The following is a 19,866-nucleotide window of genomic DNA, read 5'->3' on the forward strand; positions in this document are numbered from 1 at the left end:
ATGATAAACACAGGATTTATAATGCTCTATCGCGAGCTAATCGATTGGGAATGGTATACAGATGTTAATACTTGTAAATTGTTTGTACATTGTTTACTTAAGGTCAACTATAGCAAAAAACGATGGCGTGGAATTGTAATAAATAAAGGGGAGTTTATTATATCGCTTGAAAAACTTGCAGTCGAAACAGGTCTTACTGTGAGTAAAGTAAGAACTGCTTTGTCAAAATTGGAAGCAACAGATTATATCAAAGTAGAAACTACAACAGCTTTTACTAAAATCAGTATTCCTGAATTAAGTGGTTTCGTTGTAGAAACAAATCAGCCAAAGAATGATAAACCTAACGACATACAAAATAGCACGCCATTATTAAACTCTTCGCAAACGATTAACAATCCATTAGCAACTACGAATACTAATAATAATATATTAAAAAATAGAAAAAAGATATTTAGAGATAAAGTCTTTGCTCTCTCTAATTTTAATATTAAAATTTTAGAATCTTTTTTTAATTATTGGAGTGAATTAAATACCAATCAAACAAAAATGCGTTTTGAAGAACAACAATTTTTTGAGATAGAGAAAAGACTTAAAAAATGGGTTTCAAATGAAAAACACCCAGATAAGATATCAAAACCTAAGAGCAAATTACTCACAAATAGGTAATTAATTATGCAAAGAATTGGTGAAACTCAAAAAACAGGTCAATTATTAAATCGGATGTTTAAAGACAAAAAGACACAATCGTCAAAAATAGTTATAAAGCAAATGGATGAGATCTCTAAGGCAGAATTATGGAAGATATTTACTAGAACATTCTTTAATATGTATGGAAAAAAGTTAAAACAAGATGAGGATGCATTAAAAAACCTGAAAGTAATATTCTATTATTTTCTGCGAGATGAAAAATTCTTCAAATGTAAAAATTTAAGAAGTGATATTACCACCCCCTCTTTAAAAAAAGGACTTTTAATAATTGGAGGCTATGGTTTAGGGAAGTCGAACTATTTTGAGGTTTTTGAAAAAGTGTTTCAAAACTTTCCTAGTTTAAGGTTTAAATTTTATACCTCAAAAGAATTGGTTCAAAATTATGAAATGTGTCAGACACCATTAGATAAAGAATGGTTTTTTAAAGATGTAAATAGAAAATACATGTTTATAGATGACATAAATTCAGAACGTTTAGCCAGTAATTATGGTAAAGTTGATGTTATTGAGGAGGTGTTAGCGAACAGGTACGATAAAAAATTAACAACATTTGCTTCATGTAACTATACCAATAGCGATAAATGTGCTCAACAAACTTTAGAAGATCTTGGACTGCGTTATGGCGGTCGCATTTACGATCGATTACATGAAATATTTAATATTATTGAATTTGTTGGGGTAAGTTATAGAAGATAACAAAAGGTTAAATTAAACTTTATTTTACGTTTTAATCAATCAAATTCTTAAAAACGACTATGAAAACAGCAAAATTATGCAACCATTGTTGCCAAACTTTTGAAGCTAGAAGAAGCAATCACGTTTATTGTACAGCAAGTTGTAAAACAAAAGCAAGCTATAAAAGAAATGACTATAAATATGTTTCTGGTCACTATCAAAAGAAAGAAACATTACCAAAAGCTGAAGGTTTAAGCCTGCCTACAAAAATCGATATTATAGATTCCATAAAAAGCTTAGAAACAAAGATTGAAAGTATTCAAAAAGCACCAATGATTGATGTAAATTCTATTTCAAATACGGCTATAGGAGCAGCTACAGCAGATGTAGCAGTTTTTGCAGCAAAGAAATTATTTGCACCTAACTCACTACCTGCTACAAAAGGAGATATTGCAATTTTAAAGAATGAGTTAAATCAACTAAAAAGATTGATTCAGAACAGTACACCAAATAAGTCGTCATTATTTTGAAATTCCATGATTGTTAATTAATCTATTTCTCATAAGATTTCTTACTTTTATACAACCACATTAATTATGTTAAAATTTGTGGATCAATTAATATGACTAAGCCTTTGGTATTTTTTAGAAAATTGACTAAACTTTATTAATGAAAAATGATGGTAAAAATTTTGAAAAATTAACCAAAGAGTTCTTTTCTTATCTATTCAACAGGTTAGGTTATATAATCCATAAAGAACGTATTCAATTTAGTGGAACACAAGATGGTTTTGATGTTCAATTTGTTATTTGTGAAGACTTAAAAGAAAGGTCAATTTATATTGAATGTAAAGATTATTCAACAGACTTGAAGTTTGGACCTATTTATGCTAAAGCTATTGATTTAGAATCAAATTATTCATTCAACAAATATGATTTAGCATTATTTATTAGCCCAAGAGCTAATTTTCGCAATAATAGAAATGCTGAAAAAGTTGAACCAGTATTTGATAAATTTTCATTTACAACAAGGCTTTTAGACCAAGCAAATGGAGTAGAAAACTTATTCGCTCTTAATAAAGACATATATAAAGAAATATACAAACGTGAATGTAGCCTCAAAATAAATGAGAACGAGGAAATTGAAAAGTTTAAGAGCATCATTCTTTCAAGAGGAAATTTTAGGAAAATCATAGTTAGCGAAGAGGATAAAGAAAAATTTATTTCGAACGCCAAAAAATGTTCAAATTATATTCCACGAAGTTTAATTAAGGAAAGAAAAGCTAAGAAGTCTCATAGATATTTATATCACGAAGAAGATGACTCAGATAATCTAATCTCTATAGTTAAGGGCAATATTTCAAACTCAAAAAATGACGGGTTGGCATTGTTAGGCAATCCAGGTTTAGGCAAATCTGTAGAATTAGCTGAACTGGCGCAATACTTTTGGAAGAATAGAGAAGAAACGAATACTATTCCTTTTTACAGAGTAATAAACAGTTTTACTGTTGATAGTAAAATAAGTGATTTTCTTCCAAAAGACTGGGATAAAATACCTAACCTTTTGATTATTTTGGATGGCTTGGATGAAATATCATATATAAATGAGTTCAAGGCTAAACTTCAAAACTTCATTTCTGATAGCAAGGATGAATTTCAGAACATTTATTTTGTTCTAAGTTGTAGAACTAACATTTATGAAAATATTGTAAAAGGAATACCAAAATTTGAATGTTTTTTTCTTGATAGTATAAGCTATCAAAGTGCAATAAATCATTTACAGTCAGCATTCAAATTTCCTCGTAAAGTAATTTTAGGCTTACATGTTAATGAAGACCAAAGAGAGTTTTTAGAAAATCCCTTTTATTTAAACCTTTTCGGAGAATACTATTCGGAAAACTCCAGTTTACCAAAAAACAAAACTGACCTAATTGAAAAATATGTTGATAAAAGGTTAGAGGAAGACAGGGTTAGAAAGTTTCAGAATAAAGAATATGATAAGTCTATAATATTTTCCGCATGTAAAAATACTGCATTAACTATAGAGGCAATGCAATCAAGAGTAATTGAAGATTCCAAACTAACAATGTTAATTCCAAATCATAAGGCAGAACTAATCAATTCTTGTTTTATTGAAAAAGTTTACAACGCAGATAAATGGCAATTTGAGCATAAAAACCTTCAAGAGTATTTTGTCTCAAAAGCCTTGATGAAGCTTCCATTTGATGAAATAATTAACTTTATTAGTCTTAATTCTGATAATAATAAAACACACCCTTCATGGTTAAATTCAATATCCTATTTGATTAATGATTTAGAATCAACTGATGAAACTTATATAAATTTAATTGAATGGCTTAAAAAATACGATTCAGAAGTTCTATTTAAATCTGATTCAGACAGAATATCTAAAGATATAAGATCAGATATTTTTCAAGATTATTTTATTAAAAGATGCAAGGTTAATACTTTATGGATAAGGACTAATGATAGTGAAACAATAAAAATTGCCAAGTTTGGAGACGACGTTAAAAATATTGATTTTTTAATCTCTGAAATAAATGACACAACAAATCATAGAAGAACAAGAATATCTGCTTTTGATTTATTGTCTTACATGAATTTGAATGAAAGAGAAAAAGAAATAAAAGCTTTAATCTTAAAATATTTAGATGATAATAATGAAGATTTTGATTTAGATGCTAAATCAGATTTATTAAGATTTGTGAAACGATTAGAATATCATTTAGATGAAGAGTTTTTTACAGAGCTGTTATCTAAGATTAAGGAAAATGACTATCATAGAATTTTCACTTCCTTATTGGAATGTTTTCAAAAAGAACTATTCTTAAACGAAAAATCTGTTGACCCCAATAACCATGTTGACTACATTAAGAAAGTAGCTAACGTAATAAGTGGTAAAATAGAACGAAAACATCTAAAAGACAGAAATATTTCTTCAAATGAAAGGCAGAATTTGAAGAATGTTCTTTTACAGTTTAGAAATATTGACTCATTTTTATTTGCTTTAGATTTCCTATTAATTAGAAAAGATAATTATCATCTTAACGAAAGCGAAATCACAGAATCTATTCAAAGGCTTTCTACTATGTATTCTAAAGATGCTAATATTTTAGATAAGGTTGTGAATTTTATTTACAGAGGCATTGAAAAAAGATTATATCTTTTTGATTTTGAAAAAGATTTTTCTGAGTTTTTCAAAATTACAAATACTCAACATGAAGCCTTTTTAAAATTCTATGATGTTAGAAATAAGATTGGAATGCGGTTTATGTCGCACATAGCTACTGATAAGTGTATTGTATTTTTAGCAGAAGAATACAAGAAAAGTAACATTAAAGATATAGCTGTACTGCATTTCAGAAATAACTTGAGTTGGCGAAATTTCGAATTAGCAATAAAATTTCAAAGTCTTATTTTAAAGGCCACAAACTATGATTTTAAAGGAGATATTTTAGAGCAAAAAAAGAGAAATGAATGGAAGCAACTCCATGAAACCAAAGAAATGTTGAATTTTAATTTATTATTTGATAAAAACAAATTAATAGAATTAGTAGAAGCTTTATTCACTAATCTTCAATCAGAAAAAACAAGTTGGGAGAGTCTTCATGAATTTGAGAAAATATATTGGGAGAGTCTTGAATTACAAAAGTCCATTCCTCAATTAGTCATTAATATTGTCCATGAGACATTACGTCATTCTAATTCCAAATATGTTACTTGTGATGATGTTCTTAAATTAGTCAACAGCGAATTATACCTAATAAAGAAAATTAAAGAAGAAATACATTCTAAGCGTAACAACAGACTAAACAAGCCCATAGAGATTACAAAAGAGCAATATGATTTCATCAATAATTGGTGCCAAGAATCGATTAAATCTATAAATCTTGAATCAAAATCTTTATTAGATAAAGAGGAATGTGATTTTCTTTGGTATTTTAGAAATCTATTTAATTTAAAGTATCCTGATGAAATCCTTTTAGAATTATTGGAAGTTGATGGCACAATGAATTTTAACAGACAGCATCATGGTATTGGCTATATATGTGAAATATTAGATAAATTAACTGTTGATGACAGGATTATTCTAAATATTGAAAAAGGTATTACTGTTGAGCAAATAAGAAAAAACCACTTTATCTATGCTATTGATAACCGTTTAAGAAAGGCTTATCCTAAAATAGAAGAGTACTTATTAGATAACAATCAAAACCATTACTTTAGAAAAGAAATCTTAAAGAAATATTATCAAATCAACCCTTCTGTAGATTTGCTTAAAAAAATAGCAAACAAAAATATGCAAGAAGAGATTACAGATGATATAGTGTGGTCAATTTTCGATATTCTAATTGAAAATAACCAAAGTGATTTCGTTATTGATAAAATACTGTATTACTATAATGCAAATGATGAACACTTAAAAGAATTAATCACTATTAAATACCTCATTAAATCGAATTACGAAAAGGCATTCCTATACTTTAATAATTGGATTAAAGAGCAAAAAATATATACTCGAAGAACTAAAAATAGTTTACGCACAGAGGACTTTCCTAAGCATCATAACCCAAAATCTATCCCACATATAATTGAATTAATTAAAACTTACTATGAAAATAATGAGTTTAAATTTGATGCGTATAGCAACCCCATAAGGTTTATTGTTGAATCAATTAATGCTATTGCTCAAAACAATTCTCCAGAAGTATGCAAACAACTTATAGAAGAGTTAGAAAAATGCAGACAACCACTTGACAATAATGAGCATGATCTATATTATCTTAATCAAGTTTTACTAGATTTAAAAGACATACATATAAAACTTGAATCTAAACCAATGTCCTTTCCTTCTATCGCAAGTAAAATGGATAAATTTCAATACTATTTTGCATAGAAATAATCTGAAAATTAACATCATTAAATTATTTCTTTCACACTTCTACACTTGTGCTTTACTTGCCTAAAACAGGGGGTTCTTGTCTGTACTTCCTAATCAAAACATTCTAACCAAAAAAGAAATTCTTGAGGTGGTTTATGAACTTTATGAGCTTACGGATGAAGAAATAGCGAATGTAGAACATAATTAACCTCTAAACTTCTGTTAAACAAAATCAATAGTTGTTAAAATTTCATAATTTTGTAATTAATATGAAACAAGTATTCCATAAAATAATGTCTTTAGCAATGGCTTTTGTAGTGTTATGCTCTACAATGTCATTTACGCTTAATATGCATTTTTGTGGAGATGCTTTAGTAGAAACAGCTGTTTTTAATAAGGCTAAGGGTTGTGGTATGGAAATGCAAAAGCCTTCTACTGAAGGATGTGCTATTACAAAGAAAAACTGTTGTAATGATGAACAATTGGTAGTTGATGGTCAAGACGAACTACAATTACAAGTTGACAAAATTTCTTTTGAACAACAAGTTTTCATTGCCTCATTTGTTTATACCTATATTAACCTTTTTGAAGGTTTAGATAACAATGTATCTTCTTTTGAAGAATACGATCCACCACTCGTCGTCAGGCAAATCTTCAAGATTGACGAGACTTATTTAATTTGATTTTTAAACAATAGACTGTTTTATCCTATGACTTTATAATGTCATAAGGATAATTTGTTGTATTCGGTGTTTTCCTAACGCCAATGTCTAACTGTTTAATAATCAAAATATATGCTTAATAAAGCAATCAAATTTCTTATAGAGAATAAACTCGTTGCAGTTCTGCTACTTGCCCTTTTTGTTGGATGGGGAACTGTAAACGCACCTTTCAATTGGGATACAGGGTTTTTACCAAGTAATCCTGTGGCTGTTGATGCCATTCCAGATATCGGAGAAAATCAACAAATTGTATTTACAAAGTGGGATGGTCGTTCGCCACAAGATATAGAAGACCAAATCACTTATCCATTAACGACTTCTTTACTCGGTATTCCAGGAGTAAAAACGATTCGTAGTTCGTCTATGTTCGGCTTTTCAAGTATCTATATCATTTTTGAAGAAGATGTAGAATTCTATTGGAGTCGTAGTCGTATTCTAGAAAAACTCAATTCATTACCAAGTGGTTTATTACCTGAAGGTGTTAATCCTGCTTTGGGTCCAGATGCAACAGGATTAGGACAAATATTTTGGTACACTCTTGAAGGTAGAGATGAAAATGGAAATGTTACTGGTGGTTGGGATTTACACGAACTGCGTAGCATTCAAGATTACTATGTGAAATATGCTTTATCTACTGCAAGCGGTGTTTCTGAAGTCGCTTCCATTGGTGGTTATGTACAGGAGTATCAGGTGGATGTCAATCCAGAGCTGATGCGTCAATATAACATTAGTTTAAACCAGATTGTAAAAGCGGTTAAAAGTAGTAATCAAGATATTGGTGCGCAGACTATAGAAATTAATCAAGCTGAATATTTAGTACGTGGTTTGGGTTATGTGAAATCTGTTGAAGATATTGAAAATGCTGTAGTTACTTCAGAGGATTTTACTTCAATTAAGATTAAAGACATTGGTAAAGTATCATTAGGTCCAGCAACACGAAGAGGTTTATTGGATAAAGAAGGTGCGGAAGTCGTTGGTGGTGTTGTAGTGGCACGATATGGTGCAAATCCAATGGAAGTCATTAATAATGTAAAGGCGCAAATTGAGGAGCTGAAAGGTGGATTACCTTCAAAGGTATTGGCAGATGGACGAACATCTCAATTAACAGTTGTTCCTTTCTATGATCGTACCGAGCTTATTGAAGAAACATTAGACACGCTTAATGAAGCGTTGACACTAGAAATATTAATTACCATTTTGGTTATTATTGTTATGGTTTTTAATTTAAGAGCTTCTATTTTAATTTCTGGATTGCTGCCTGTCGCCGTATTAATGGTATTTGTTACCATGAAACTGTTTAACGTTGATGCCAATATTGTAGCCCTTTCAGGAATTGCTATTGCTATTGGAACTATGGTAGATGTAGGCGTCATTCTCGCAGAAAATATGATTCGCCATCTCGATGATGACAAATTACGATTACGAGAAGATGGTACAGAGTTAACTACGAATGAAGTAGTTTATAATGCGACTGCCGAAGTTTCTGGAGCGATTTTAACCGCGGTATTAACCACAATTATCAGTTTTGTTCCTGTGTTTACAATGATTGGTGCAGAAGGAAAACTATTTAGACCACTTGCTTTTACCAAAACGATGGCGTTATCAGCATCTTTGGTCATTGCATTGTTTTTAATTCCACCATTTGCAGCTTATTTATTCAGAAAAACATCACTTAAAAATTCTTTTAAGCATATTTTAAATGGTGCTTTAATAATTGCTGGAATAGCAATTATGGTTACTGGATATTGGTTAGGGATTATTTTAATTGCTTTTGGTATTACTGGTTTACTTGGAGTCTTTGGTAAACTAAATAAGAAAAACAGCAATCTTGTAAATATTATTATTTCGTGTACTGCCATTATATTTTTACTTGCCGAATATTGGAGACCACTAGGCTTTGACAGAAGTATTTTAGTCAATCTTATTTTTGTAGCTATTATTTGCTTCGGAATTTTAGGAATATTTTCAATTTTCAGAAAGTATTATGGTCAAATTTTAAATTGGGCTTTAGCAAACAAGTTATTGTTTTTAATTATTCCGGCAACTGTGCTTGTTTCTGGAGGATGGATTATGAACAATACAGGAAAAGAATTTATGCCATCTCTAAACGAAGGTTCTTTTCTATTAATGCCAACCTCATTACCACACTCTGGCGTTGAAGAAAACAAAAGAGTGCTTCAACAATTAGATATGGCAGTAGCTACTATTCCAGAAATTGAAACCGTAGTTGGAAAAGCTGGTCGAACAGAATCTGCATTAGATCCTGCGCCTTTATCTATGTACGAAAACATGATTCAGTATAAGTCTGAATACATGCGTAACTCAAAAGGAAAAAGACAACGTTACAAAGTAAACGATGATGGTGCTTTTGAATTGAAAGATGGAACATTTATCGCCAATCCTAATAATTCCGAAAATGTTGTTTTTACAAAAGTTATACATGCTCAACTTATCGAAGATAATGATGGCGAATTCTATCGTAATTGGCGACCAGAAATTAATAGTCCTGATGATATTTGGAATGAAATAGTTAGAGTTACCAAATTACCTGGCGTTACGTCTGCACCAAAATTACAACCCATAGAAACCAGATTAGTTATGCTTCAAACAGGTATGCGAGCACCAATGGGAATAAAAGTAAAAGGACAAGATTTAAAACAAATCGAAGTGTTTGGTTTGCAATTAGAAAGTCTTTTAAAACAGGCAAAAGGTGTTAAGGTTGAAGCTGTTTTTGCAGATAGAATTGTTGGTAAACCGTATTTGCTCATTGATATTGATAGGGAAAAGATAGCACGTTATGGTGTGTCAATTGAAGATGTGCAAAACGTGCTAAAGGTTGCAATAGGTGGTATGGCTTTAACGCAAACGGTTGAAGGTAGAGAGCGTTATGCTGTTAGAGTACGTTATCCAAGAGAGCTGCGTGGTAATCCAGAAGATATAAAAGGGATTTATATTCCTGTTGAAAAAGGAAGCCCTGTTCCATTAAGTGAGTTGGCGACTATTCAGTATGAGCAAGGACCACAGGTAATTAAAAGTGAAGACACCTTTTTAGTTGGCTATGTGTTGTTTGATAAATTAGATGGGTATGCAGAAGTGGATGTTGTTGAAAATGCGCAAGCTTTATTTCAGCAGAAAATAGATTCAGGAGCATTAACTGTTCCAAAAGGCATCAGCTATAAATTTACAGGAACTTATGAAAATCAGTTACGAGCAGAAAAAACGCTTTCTGTTGTCGTTCCATTAGCCCTTGCTATTATTTTCTTGATACTGTATTTCCAGTTCAAATCTGTTACTACGTCACTCATGGTGTTTACAGGAATAACGGTTGCATTTGCAGGTGGTTTTATAATGATATGGCTGTATGGTCAAGATTGGTTTTTTAATTTTAGTTTATTTGGCGAGAATATGCGAGACCTTTTCAATATGAAAACCATCAATTTAAGTGTGGCAGTTTGGGTAGGTTTTATAGCCCTATTTGGTATTGCTACAGATGATGGAGTTGTTATGGCAACATACCTCACACAAACTTTTGAGCGTGAAAAACCTGCCGATAAAAATAGCATAAGAACTTCCGCTTTACAAGCAGCCGAAAAACGTATTCGTCCGTGTTTAATGACAACAGTTACTACTATTTTGGCGCTGTTGCCTGTATTGACATCCACAGGAAAAGGAAGTGATATTATGATACCTATGGCAATTCCAATATTTGGAGGCATGGTTATAGACATTACCTCTTACTTTATTGTACCAGTATTATATAGCTGGAGAGAAGAGTTTAAATTGAAAAGAGCAAACAAATGAAAAAAATAATTTATACACTCATAGGTTTATTAACTTTTAGTGTCTCAAATGCACAAGAATTAGAAACACTTATTAATGAAGCTCTAACTAATAATCCTGAAATTCAAAAATTTGAATTTCAGTATAGTATTGCTTCCGAAAAAGTGAATGAGGTCAATACCATTCCTAATACTGAATTTGGCGTGGGTTACTTCGTAAGTGAACCAGAAACCCGAACAGGAGCGCAACGCTTTAAAGTATCCGCTAAACAAATGTTACCGTGGTTTGGTACAATTGCTTCACGAGAAAATTATGTGAGTTCATTGGCTGATGCAAAATATGAAGACATTGTTATTGCTAAGCGAAAATTGATGGCTTCTGTATCACAATCCTATTATAATCTTTACTCTAATAAAGCAAAGCAAGAGGTTTTAAGCGAGAATATTAAACTATTGGAAACCTACGAAACGTTAGCACTAACCTCGGTTGAAGTTGGCAAAGCTTCAGTGGTAGATGTGTTGCGATTGCAAATGCGTCAAAACGAAATGCAACAAATAAAAGATGTTTTAAGTCAACAGTTTTTAGCAGAACAAACTAATTTCAATAAGCTCTTGAGCAGGAAAAATGATACTGCTGTTAGTGTGGTAGATAGTTTAATGATGCCTTCAGAAGACTTTGAATTCACTTCTAAAAATTTAGCCTTACACCCTGAATTACTAAAATTCGATAAATTTTATAAGTCGGTAGAGCAATCCGAATTATTAAACCAAAAAGAAAGCAGTCCAATGATTGGTTTTGGCTTGGATTATATCAATGTTTCCGAAAGACCAGATATGAGTTTTTTAGATAACGGTAAAGATATTGTAATGCCAATGGTTTCGGTGTCCATCCCAATATTCAATAAGAAATACAAATCTCAAACCAAGCAAAATAAGTTGCAACAACAGGAAATTACGGCTCAAAAACAAGAACGATTAAACACTTTGGAAACGCTTTTAAGTAAAGCAATTAATGAGCGTATTTCGACAAGAATAAGTTATGAGACTCAAACCAAGAACTTAAAACAAGCCAAAGATGCTGAAGACATTTTAATTAAAAGCTATGAAACAGGAACGATTGATTTTAATGACGTTTTAGATATTCAAGAACTACAATTAAAGTTTCAAATGAACCAAATAGAGTCTATTAAGGGCTACTATGTGCAAAGCACAATTATTAATTATTTAATTCAATAAAATATGACACATACTTATAAAATAACAGGAATGACCTGCAATAACTGTAAGGCTTCCGTAGAAAAATATTTAAGTGAAATAGACCAAGTATCAGAGGTGTCTGTTAATCTTGTAAAAGGTGAAGCAGAAGTGAACATGAATACTCATATTTCAACTGAAATATTACAAAAGGCATTACCAGAAAAGTATACCTTATCAGAAAAGAAAGAGAAGAATGTGTTTGCATCTTCAAGTATGGCGACAATGTCAATGGAAGAAGAAAAAAGCAAGTTGCAACAATTAAAACCTCTTTTACTTATTATTTTTTATATAGCAACCGCAAGTGTATTATTACATTATAAAGATTGGAGTTGGAGTGCATTTATGCTCGACTTTATGGGCTTATTCTACATTGTGTTTAGCTTCTTCAAGATGTTAGATTTAAAAGGCTTCCCAGAATCTTTCAAAATGTACGACCCATTAGCAAAACGAGTTCCTGCTTATGGTTGGATTTATCCATTTATAGAAACAGCTTTGGGATTAATGTTTTTAATGCGCTTTAAAGTAGAAATTGCTTTAATAATAACACTTGTTGTATTAGGTATTACAACCATTGGTGTAACGAAAACATTATTAGATAAAAAATCTATTAGATGTGCTTGTTTAGGTACAGCTTTAAAGTTACCAATGACAGAAGCTACTTTTATTGAGAATGCCATAATGATTGTAATGGCAATATTAATGCTATTAAATATCATTTTAAAATGAAAAAATATATAATTTACATAGGAATATTAGCTGTGGGACTTCTATTAGGATGGTTCCTTTTTGGTGGTTCGTCAAATACAGAAACAGAACACAATCATGATGCAGTAACAGAAAACAATCAAATGTGGACGTGTTCTATGCATCCACAAATTATGCAACCAGAACCAGGTGATTGCCCTATTTGTGGTATGGATTTAATTCCTGCCGAAAGTGGAAGTGATGGCCTATTAGCAGACCAATTTAAGTTAACTGAAAATGCGATGGCTTTAGCTAATATTCAAACAACTGTTGTTGGCAAAGGAAATATTGATGGCAACACCATTAAATTATCTGGTAAAATTGTTGAAAATGAAGAAGCAAATTCGGTTCAAGTCAGTTATTTTTCAGGAAGAATAGAACGATTGAATATCAGTTTTACAGGCGAAGAAGTTCGTAAAGGTCAGCTATTAGCTACCATTTATTCGCCAGAATTATATGCAGCGCAACAAGAACTCATTACAGCAGCTTCATTAAAAGAATCACAACCTGCATTATATAAAGCTGTGCGCAACAAATTAAAATTATGGAAGCTCTCTGAAAATCAAATTAATCAAATTGAAACTTCTGCTAAGGTTAAAGAAAATTTTCCGGTATATGCAACGGTTTCAGGTACGGTTTCTGAGAAATTAGTCGAACAGGGCGATTATATCAAACAAGGTCAACCTGTACTTAAAATAGCTAATCTAAACACGGTTTGGGCAAATTTTGATGTGTATGAAAATCAAATCGATTTATTTAAAAAAGGACAAGAGATTTCAGTCACTACCAATACTTATGCTAATAAAGAATTTGAAGCTAAAGTAGATTTTATTGACCCTGTTTTAGATACAAGAACAAGAACTGTGAAATTAAGAGCGGTACTTAATAATAAACAGAACGTTTTTAAGCCAGGAATGTTTGTTGAAGGAAAAGTTAAAGGGATGACTTCAAGTAAAGAACAAGCATTAACCATTCCATCCACAGCCGTTTTATGGACTGGAGAGCGTTCAGTTGTTTATATAAAAACAGACCCTGCTCAACCTGTTTTTGAAATGCGAAAAATTACATTAGGGAATCAAATTGGCGACAATTATGAAGTGTTAGATGGTTTGAAAATTGACGATGAGATAGTAACAAATGGAACATTTACCGTTGATGCAGCAGCGCAATTACAAGGCAAAAAATCAATGATGAATAAAGAAGGTGGTAAAGTTATGACTGGTCATGAAGGACATCTTGGAATGGAAAATAATCCTTCAGCAAATAACGCGAATCATTCTAATATGAATGAGAGGGTAAAAGTGTCCAAGGGTTTTCAGAATCAATTGAAAGTCGTTTTTAATGATTATATCAAATTAAAAGATGCTTTACTTAAAGATGAATCTAATAATGTAATAACTGAATCGAAAAGACTACTGGGTAATTTATCTAAAGTTGATATGAAGCTATTAAAAGATAAAGAGGCTCATGGTCATTGGATGTCATTAGAAAAAGAAATAAAAGCATCTGCCACATCAATTTCAAATGCATCAAATATTGAATCACAACGAAATCATTTTAAGCATCTTTCATCACATTTAATTAGCACGATTCAGACATTTGGTATCAATGAAAAAGTCTTTGTTGAGTTTTGTCCGATGGTAGACGATAACATTGGTGCGTACTGGTTGAGCAGGGAAGAAAAAGTAATCAATCCATATTTTGGTGGTGCAATGCTAACCTGTGGAGAAGTAAAACAAGTCATAGAATAATAAAAATCAAATAATAACAATTAAATTTTTTAACAATGAAAAAAGTAATTTTAAGTGTAGCTGTAATTATGGCTATAGGTTTAACGAGTTGCAAAAACGAAACCAAGCAAGAAACAACAGAAACAAAAACGGAAGTATCTAAAGACATGGCTATGGTAGACATATCTTTTGGTGTTAGAGGTAATTGCGGAATGTGTAAAAAAACTATCGAAAAAGCTGCTAACAAAGTTGAAGGTGTTGCTAATGCAACATGGGATGTCGATAAAAAGAAAATAGATGTGTCTTTTGATGATGCTAAAACAGATACAATGGCAATTCACAAAGCAATAGCAGCATCAGGTTACGATACAGAAAAAGTTTCAGGAGATGAAGATGCTTACAGTAACCTACCAGGATGTTGTCAATACGACCACGAAATGATGATGAATCAATAAGGAGATAAAGGAAGAGGATCATTCAGACCATGACCATTAATAATAAATATAGAAGAGCCTTGTTATTTAAGGCTCTTCTATTATAAAAAAATCATACTAACGTTATTTGCAATACCATTGCATTAAATAATTTATATCTTTGCTACGATGAAATTTTTAGCTTTTATATTATCAATTTATATTTTCGCGCTTAATTTAGCACCCTGCGAAGATAATGTTACGCTTGATAATGAGGTGCAGACAGAAATTTCACAAGGAATGGACAATGACCATCAACATCAAGATTCAGATTTATGTTCGCCTTTTTGTATTTGTCAATGCTGCCATGTAAGTGCTGTGCATTTTGATATTCCAGATTTAAAATTAGGAATATCTTTTATTTCCACAAAAGATGTTTTATACCTAAGCGGTTCAGAAAAAGACTTCACGAATTCCGTTTTACAACCACCACAAGTGTAATGAATACCTGCTACGCAGGTGTATTATAAATCTATGCTACCATCGATACTCTTTGGTAACTATTCTTTATTTATAAATTCATTATAACTATAATTCTATGATTAATAAAATCATTGATTTTTCAATCAATAACAAATTCATTATTGGTTTGCTAACGCTTACCATTGTTGGAGCAGGTATTTGGAGTGTGACAAAAGTACCCATCGATGCTGTTCCAGATATTACCAACAACCAAGTACAGGTCATTACACAAGCACCTAATTTGGGAACAGAAGACATTGAACAATTTGTAACCTATCCAGTAGAAGTTGCAATGAGCAACCTACCTGATGTAAAGGAAATCCGTTCCATTTCTCGTTTTGGTTTATCTGTGGTTACTATTGTTTTTGACGATGCTATGGGAACCTATCTACCACGTCAATTAGTAGCTGAAAAGCTAAACGAAGTTAAAGAACAAATTCCAAGTGGTTTTGGCGAACCTGCTATGGGACCTATCTCTTCTGGATTAGGAGAAATCTATCAATACACACTTAAAGTAAAACCAGAGTATAAAGACAAATATTCAGTTACTGATTTGCGCACAATGCAAGATTGGATTGTACAACGTCAAATGGCAATGGTAGAAGGTGTAGTTGAGGTAAATGCCATAGGAGGAAAAATTAAACAGTACGAAGTTGCTGTCGACCCAAACGAACTAAAAGCTATTGGTTTAACAATTACCGATGTTTTTGAAGCTCTTGAAGCTAATAATCAAAACACAGGTGGAGCATACATTGAAAAGAACCATCAAGCCAATTTTATTCGTGGAGAAGGTTTGGTACGTAGTTTAGAGGATATTAAAAAGATTACGGTTAAAAACACTAACAATATTCCAATTACCGTTGGCGACATTGCAACAGTACAATTTGGTGCTGCCATTCGCTATGGTGCTTTAACTCAAGATGGAGAAGGCGAAGTCGTTGGGGGATTAGTAATGATGCTTAAAGGAGCAAATTCAAATGATGTTATCGAGAACGTAAAAGAACGAATGGCTCAAATTGAAAAATCATTGCCAGAAGGTGTCATTATCGAACCTTTGTTAGACCGAAGCAAATTAATAGCAGAAACGACTTCAACGGTTGCTACCAACCTAATTGAAGGTGCATTAATAGTAATATTTGTCCTTATTTTCTTATTAGGCAATTGGCGTGGTGGTTTAATAGTAGCTTCTACAATTCCATTATCGCTGCTGTTTGCATTTATACTAATGAATGTGTTTGATGTTTGGGCTAATTTAATGAGTCTGGGAGCAATAGATTTCGGAATTATTGTCGATGGTGCTGTGATTATTGTAGAAAGCACCGTTTTTCTAATTGCTTCACAAGTTCTAAAGAAAAGGAAATTGACATCTAAAGAACGTGATGGTGTTGCTGCGGATGCCTCAAAAAAAATGATGAATGCTGCCTTCTTTGGTCAGTTAATTATTCTAATTGTCTTTCTTCCTATTTTGGCATTAGAAGGCATCGAAGGGAAAATGTTCAAACCAATGGCATTGACTTTCATTTTTGCAATGATTGGTGCAATGGTACTTTGTTTGACGTATGTGCCAATGATGTCTGCCTTAGTTTTAAGAGCACCAAAGTCAGACAAAAAATCTTATGGCGATAAATTTGTGCATTGGGTAGAAGAAAAATACCAACCTTTATTAGTTAAAGCGATACAAAAAGGAAAATGGATTATAGGCATTGCAGTCGTGCTATTCGGACTAACAGTTTTTATGTTTAGTCGAATGGGAGGCGAGTTCATCCCACAACTCGATGAAGGCGATATTGCATTTCACGCCATTTTAAAACCAGGCAGTTCCCTTACAGAAACTATTGAAACGACCACAAAAATTGAACAAATTGTAAAAGCAAAGTTTCCAGAAGTCGAAAAAATTGTAAGTCGAATTGGTGTTGCAGAAATCCCAACAGACCCAATGCCAATGGATTTAGCCGATGTTTTTGTGATTTTAAAACCAAAAAGCGAATGGACAACAGCCACTACAAAAGATGAATTAATAGAGAAGATGAAAGAAGCGGTAGAAATGGTTCCTGGTGTTAACTATGAATTTACACAACCTATCGAAATGCGTTTTAATGAATTGCTGGAAGGTGTTAGAGAAGACATTGCCATAAAACTTTATGGAGAAGATATAAATATACTCTCTCAAAAAGCAGAAGAAATATCCAAAATTATTGCAGGTACAGATGGAATTGGAGATATGAAAGCGGAAGCCACAACAGGGTTACCACAAATGACCATTACGTACAATAGAAATAAATTGGCCCAATACGGACTTCAAATTAATACCTTAAACCAAATTGTACAATCCGCATTTGCAGGAGGTACGGCAGGAGTTATTTTTGAAGGTGAAAAGCGGTTTGATTTAGTGGTAAGATTAAGTTCTCGTAATCGTAAAGACATAACAGATGTGCAAAATTTGTATATCAACTTGCCTTCTGGTGCGCAAATTCCATTACGTGAAATTGCGGATGTTAGCTACAAAGCTGGTCCAATGCAAATCAGTAGAGACAATACCAACAGAAGAACTTATGTAGGTGTCAATGTTAGAGGTCGTGATGTAAAATCATTGGTAGAAGAAATTAAAACTAAATTAGATGCACAATTAGAACTGCCATCAGGTTATTTCATTCGTTATGGTGGTGCTTTTGAAAATTTAGAACGTGCCAGTAACCGTTTACAAACTGTTGTTCCTATTGCCTTGTTACTCATTTTTGTACTGATTTATTTTGCATTAAAATCCTTACCACAAACCTTGATGATTTATATAGCAATCCCAATGGCAACCATTGGAGGTGTTGTAGCGTTATGGTTGCGTGATATGCCTTTTAGTATTTCGGCAGGTGTTGGTTTTATTGTGTTGTTTGGTGTTGCAGTATTAAACGGATTAGTAATGATTAGTGGTTTGAATGAGTTAAAAGAAGAAGGAGTTACCAATCTAAAAGATAGAATTATAGAAGGAACTAAACGAAGAATTAGACCTATAATGTTAACTGCTTTTACAGATGTTTTAGGCTTTCTACCAATGGCAATTTCAGCATCGGCTGGTGCAGAAGTTCAGCGACCTTTAGCAACCGTTGTAATTGGTGGTTTGTTAACCTCAACACTATTAACATTATTCGTTTTACCTATATTATATCATTGGGTAGAAAACAAATCATTCAATTTTAGGGCTAACAAAAAGGTAATTACAGTTACTGCTATGGTGGCTTTTATGTTTTTGTTGCCAATAACAGGAAATGCGCAAAAAATAAATGATTCGTTACCAATTATTTCGATGCAAGAAGCTGTAAAATTGGCTAAAGAAAACTATCCAAGTTTAAAACAACAACAACTCGAAATTGATAAGCAACAACAATTAAAAGGAACTGCTTTCGATTTTGGTACTACCCAAATTTTTACGGGAGGTGAAGAAATCAATAACGGAAATGGTATTTACACCACTATTGGAGTTGGTCAATCAAATATTGACGTTTTTGGTATTTCGCCAAAGAAAAAATTACAGGAACAACGTATTCAGTTAGCTCAAAAAGCGTTTCAGCTTTCAGAATTAGATTTAGAACTGGAAGTAAAGAAAGCGTGGGCAAATGCTTTACAGAGTAAAAGGAATTATAATTTATACAAAGAGTTAGATTCCATCTATACCAACTTTGAAAAAGCAGTTGCTTTAAATTATGAAGTAGAAGCCATTTCTAAACTGGAATATGCAGCAGCCAAAAATCAAGCCTTACAGATTCAGAATAAATTTTTGCAATCAAAAAGTGAATATGTTATTGCTTTACAACAATTAAACTTGTGGTTGATTTCAGATGATTTTTATACGGTTTCAGATGAAATTGTTATAACGAGCGAAATAAATGTAGAATCCTTTAGTATAGAAGCACACCCTTTATATACTGTTTCTCAACTTCAACTCGCAGAGGCAGAAGCAAACTTTAAAGCTGCCAAAGCTGAAAATTTACCAAAGTTAAACCTTCAAGGTGGTTTACAAAAAGTAAATGGAAATTCAGGGTTTTATACCTATCAAGCTGGTATTTCCATACCGTTTTTATCTGGTACAACAAAAGCACAAGTTAGAACTGCAAAAATTGATAGGCAAATTGCCGAATCAAATATGCAGTTCAAGCAAAAGGAAGTGCAATCTAAATTTAATCAAGCCAAAGAAAATCACCAAAAATGGAAAACATCTTGGCTGTTCTATAAGGATGAAGTATTACCACTTATTAAAGAACAAAAAACTGGTGCTTTGTTTGCTTATAAAGAAGGAGAGATTGATTACACAGCGTTTACACAACTTATAAAAGAAGCTATTCAATCTGAATTACAATCTCAAGAAGCATTAATAAATTATTTAGAAAGCACATTTCAACTACAATATTTTAATCAATAAGAC

The 19,866-nt window shown here is 32.1% G+C and carries 12 protein-coding genes; all 12 read left to right on the top strand.

Annotated features, from left to right (window positions below; genetic code table 11):
* The 12 genes from HNV08_RS04680 to HNV08_RS04735 all read left to right on the top strand — a co-directional run bounded on the left by HNV08_RS04680 (nt 1) and on the right by HNV08_RS04735 (nt 19,863).
* Entirely contained in the window at nt 1-666 is a 666-nt protein-coding gene (locus tag HNV08_RS04680) for a hypothetical protein (RefSeq protein WP_173280007.1), read from the top strand.
* 6 nt (nt 667-672) lie between these two features.
* Nucleotides 673-1,404: a P-loop NTPase family protein gene (locus HNV08_RS04685; protein ID WP_173280008.1), complete on the top strand. Its 732-nt coding sequence runs from the start codon at nt 673-675 to the stop codon at nt 1,402-1,404.
* A gap of 59 nt (nt 1,405-1,463) precedes the next feature.
* A complete protein-coding gene (locus HNV08_RS04690) occupies nt 1,464-1,913 on the top strand; it encodes a hypothetical protein (RefSeq protein ID WP_173280009.1) in 450 nt (149 codons plus the stop codon).
* Nucleotides 1,914-2,052: 139 nt separating this feature from the next.
* Nucleotides 2,053-6,300 carry an NACHT domain-containing protein gene (locus HNV08_RS04695; protein WP_173280010.1) on the top strand — a complete coding sequence of 1,416 codons (4,248 nt, stop codon included), beginning with the start codon at nt 2,053-2,055 and terminating at the stop codon, nt 6,298-6,300.
* A gap of 254 nt (nt 6,301-6,554) precedes the next feature.
* Nucleotides 6,555-6,968, top strand: a complete 414-nt coding sequence (locus HNV08_RS04700; protein ID WP_173280011.1) for an HYC_CC_PP family protein — start codon at nt 6,555-6,557, stop codon at nt 6,966-6,968.
* Between the two features lie 111 nt (nt 6,969-7,079).
* Complete coding sequence (locus tag HNV08_RS04705; RefSeq protein ID WP_173280012.1) at nt 7,080-10,808, top strand: efflux RND transporter permease subunit; 3,729 nt, start codon at nt 7,080-7,082, stop codon at nt 10,806-10,808.
* The gene (locus tag HNV08_RS04710) at nt 10,805-12,022 is read left to right on the top strand and encodes a TolC family protein (RefSeq protein ID WP_173280013.1); all 1,218 of its coding nucleotides are present in this window, start codon (nt 10,805-10,807) and stop codon (nt 12,020-12,022) included. The genes HNV08_RS04705 and HNV08_RS04710 overlap by 4 nt, the downstream gene beginning before the upstream one ends.
* Before the next feature lie 3 nt (nt 12,023-12,025).
* On the top strand, nt 12,026-12,769 hold the full coding sequence (locus tag HNV08_RS04715) for a heavy-metal-associated domain-containing protein (RefSeq protein WP_173280014.1): 744 nt from the start codon (nt 12,026-12,028) through the stop codon (nt 12,767-12,769).
* Nucleotides 12,766-14,538: an efflux RND transporter periplasmic adaptor subunit gene (locus HNV08_RS04720; RefSeq protein WP_173280015.1), complete on the top strand. Its 1,773-nt coding sequence runs from the start codon at nt 12,766-12,768 to the stop codon at nt 14,536-14,538. The genes HNV08_RS04715 and HNV08_RS04720 overlap by 4 nt, the downstream gene beginning before the upstream one ends.
* A gap of 35 nt (nt 14,539-14,573) precedes the next feature.
* Nucleotides 14,574-14,972 carry a heavy-metal-associated domain-containing protein gene (locus HNV08_RS04725; protein ID WP_173280016.1) on the top strand — a complete coding sequence of 133 codons (399 nt, stop codon included), beginning with the start codon at nt 14,574-14,576 and terminating at the stop codon, nt 14,970-14,972.
* Between the two features lie 147 nt (nt 14,973-15,119).
* Nucleotides 15,120-15,431, top strand: a complete 312-nt coding sequence (locus HNV08_RS04730; protein ID WP_173280017.1) for a DUF6660 family protein — start codon at nt 15,120-15,122, stop codon at nt 15,429-15,431.
* A 97-nt stretch (nt 15,432-15,528) separates the two neighbouring features.
* On the top strand, nt 15,529-19,863 hold the full coding sequence (locus tag HNV08_RS04735) for a CusA/CzcA family heavy metal efflux RND transporter (protein ID WP_173280018.1): 4,335 nt from the start codon (nt 15,529-15,531) through the stop codon (nt 19,861-19,863).
* The last annotated feature ends 3 nt before the right edge of the window (nt 19,864-19,866 follow it).

This window comes from Winogradskyella eckloniae (assembly GCF_013249045.1).
Taxonomy (GTDB): domain Bacteria; phylum Bacteroidota; class Bacteroidia; order Flavobacteriales; family Flavobacteriaceae; genus Winogradskyella; species Winogradskyella eckloniae.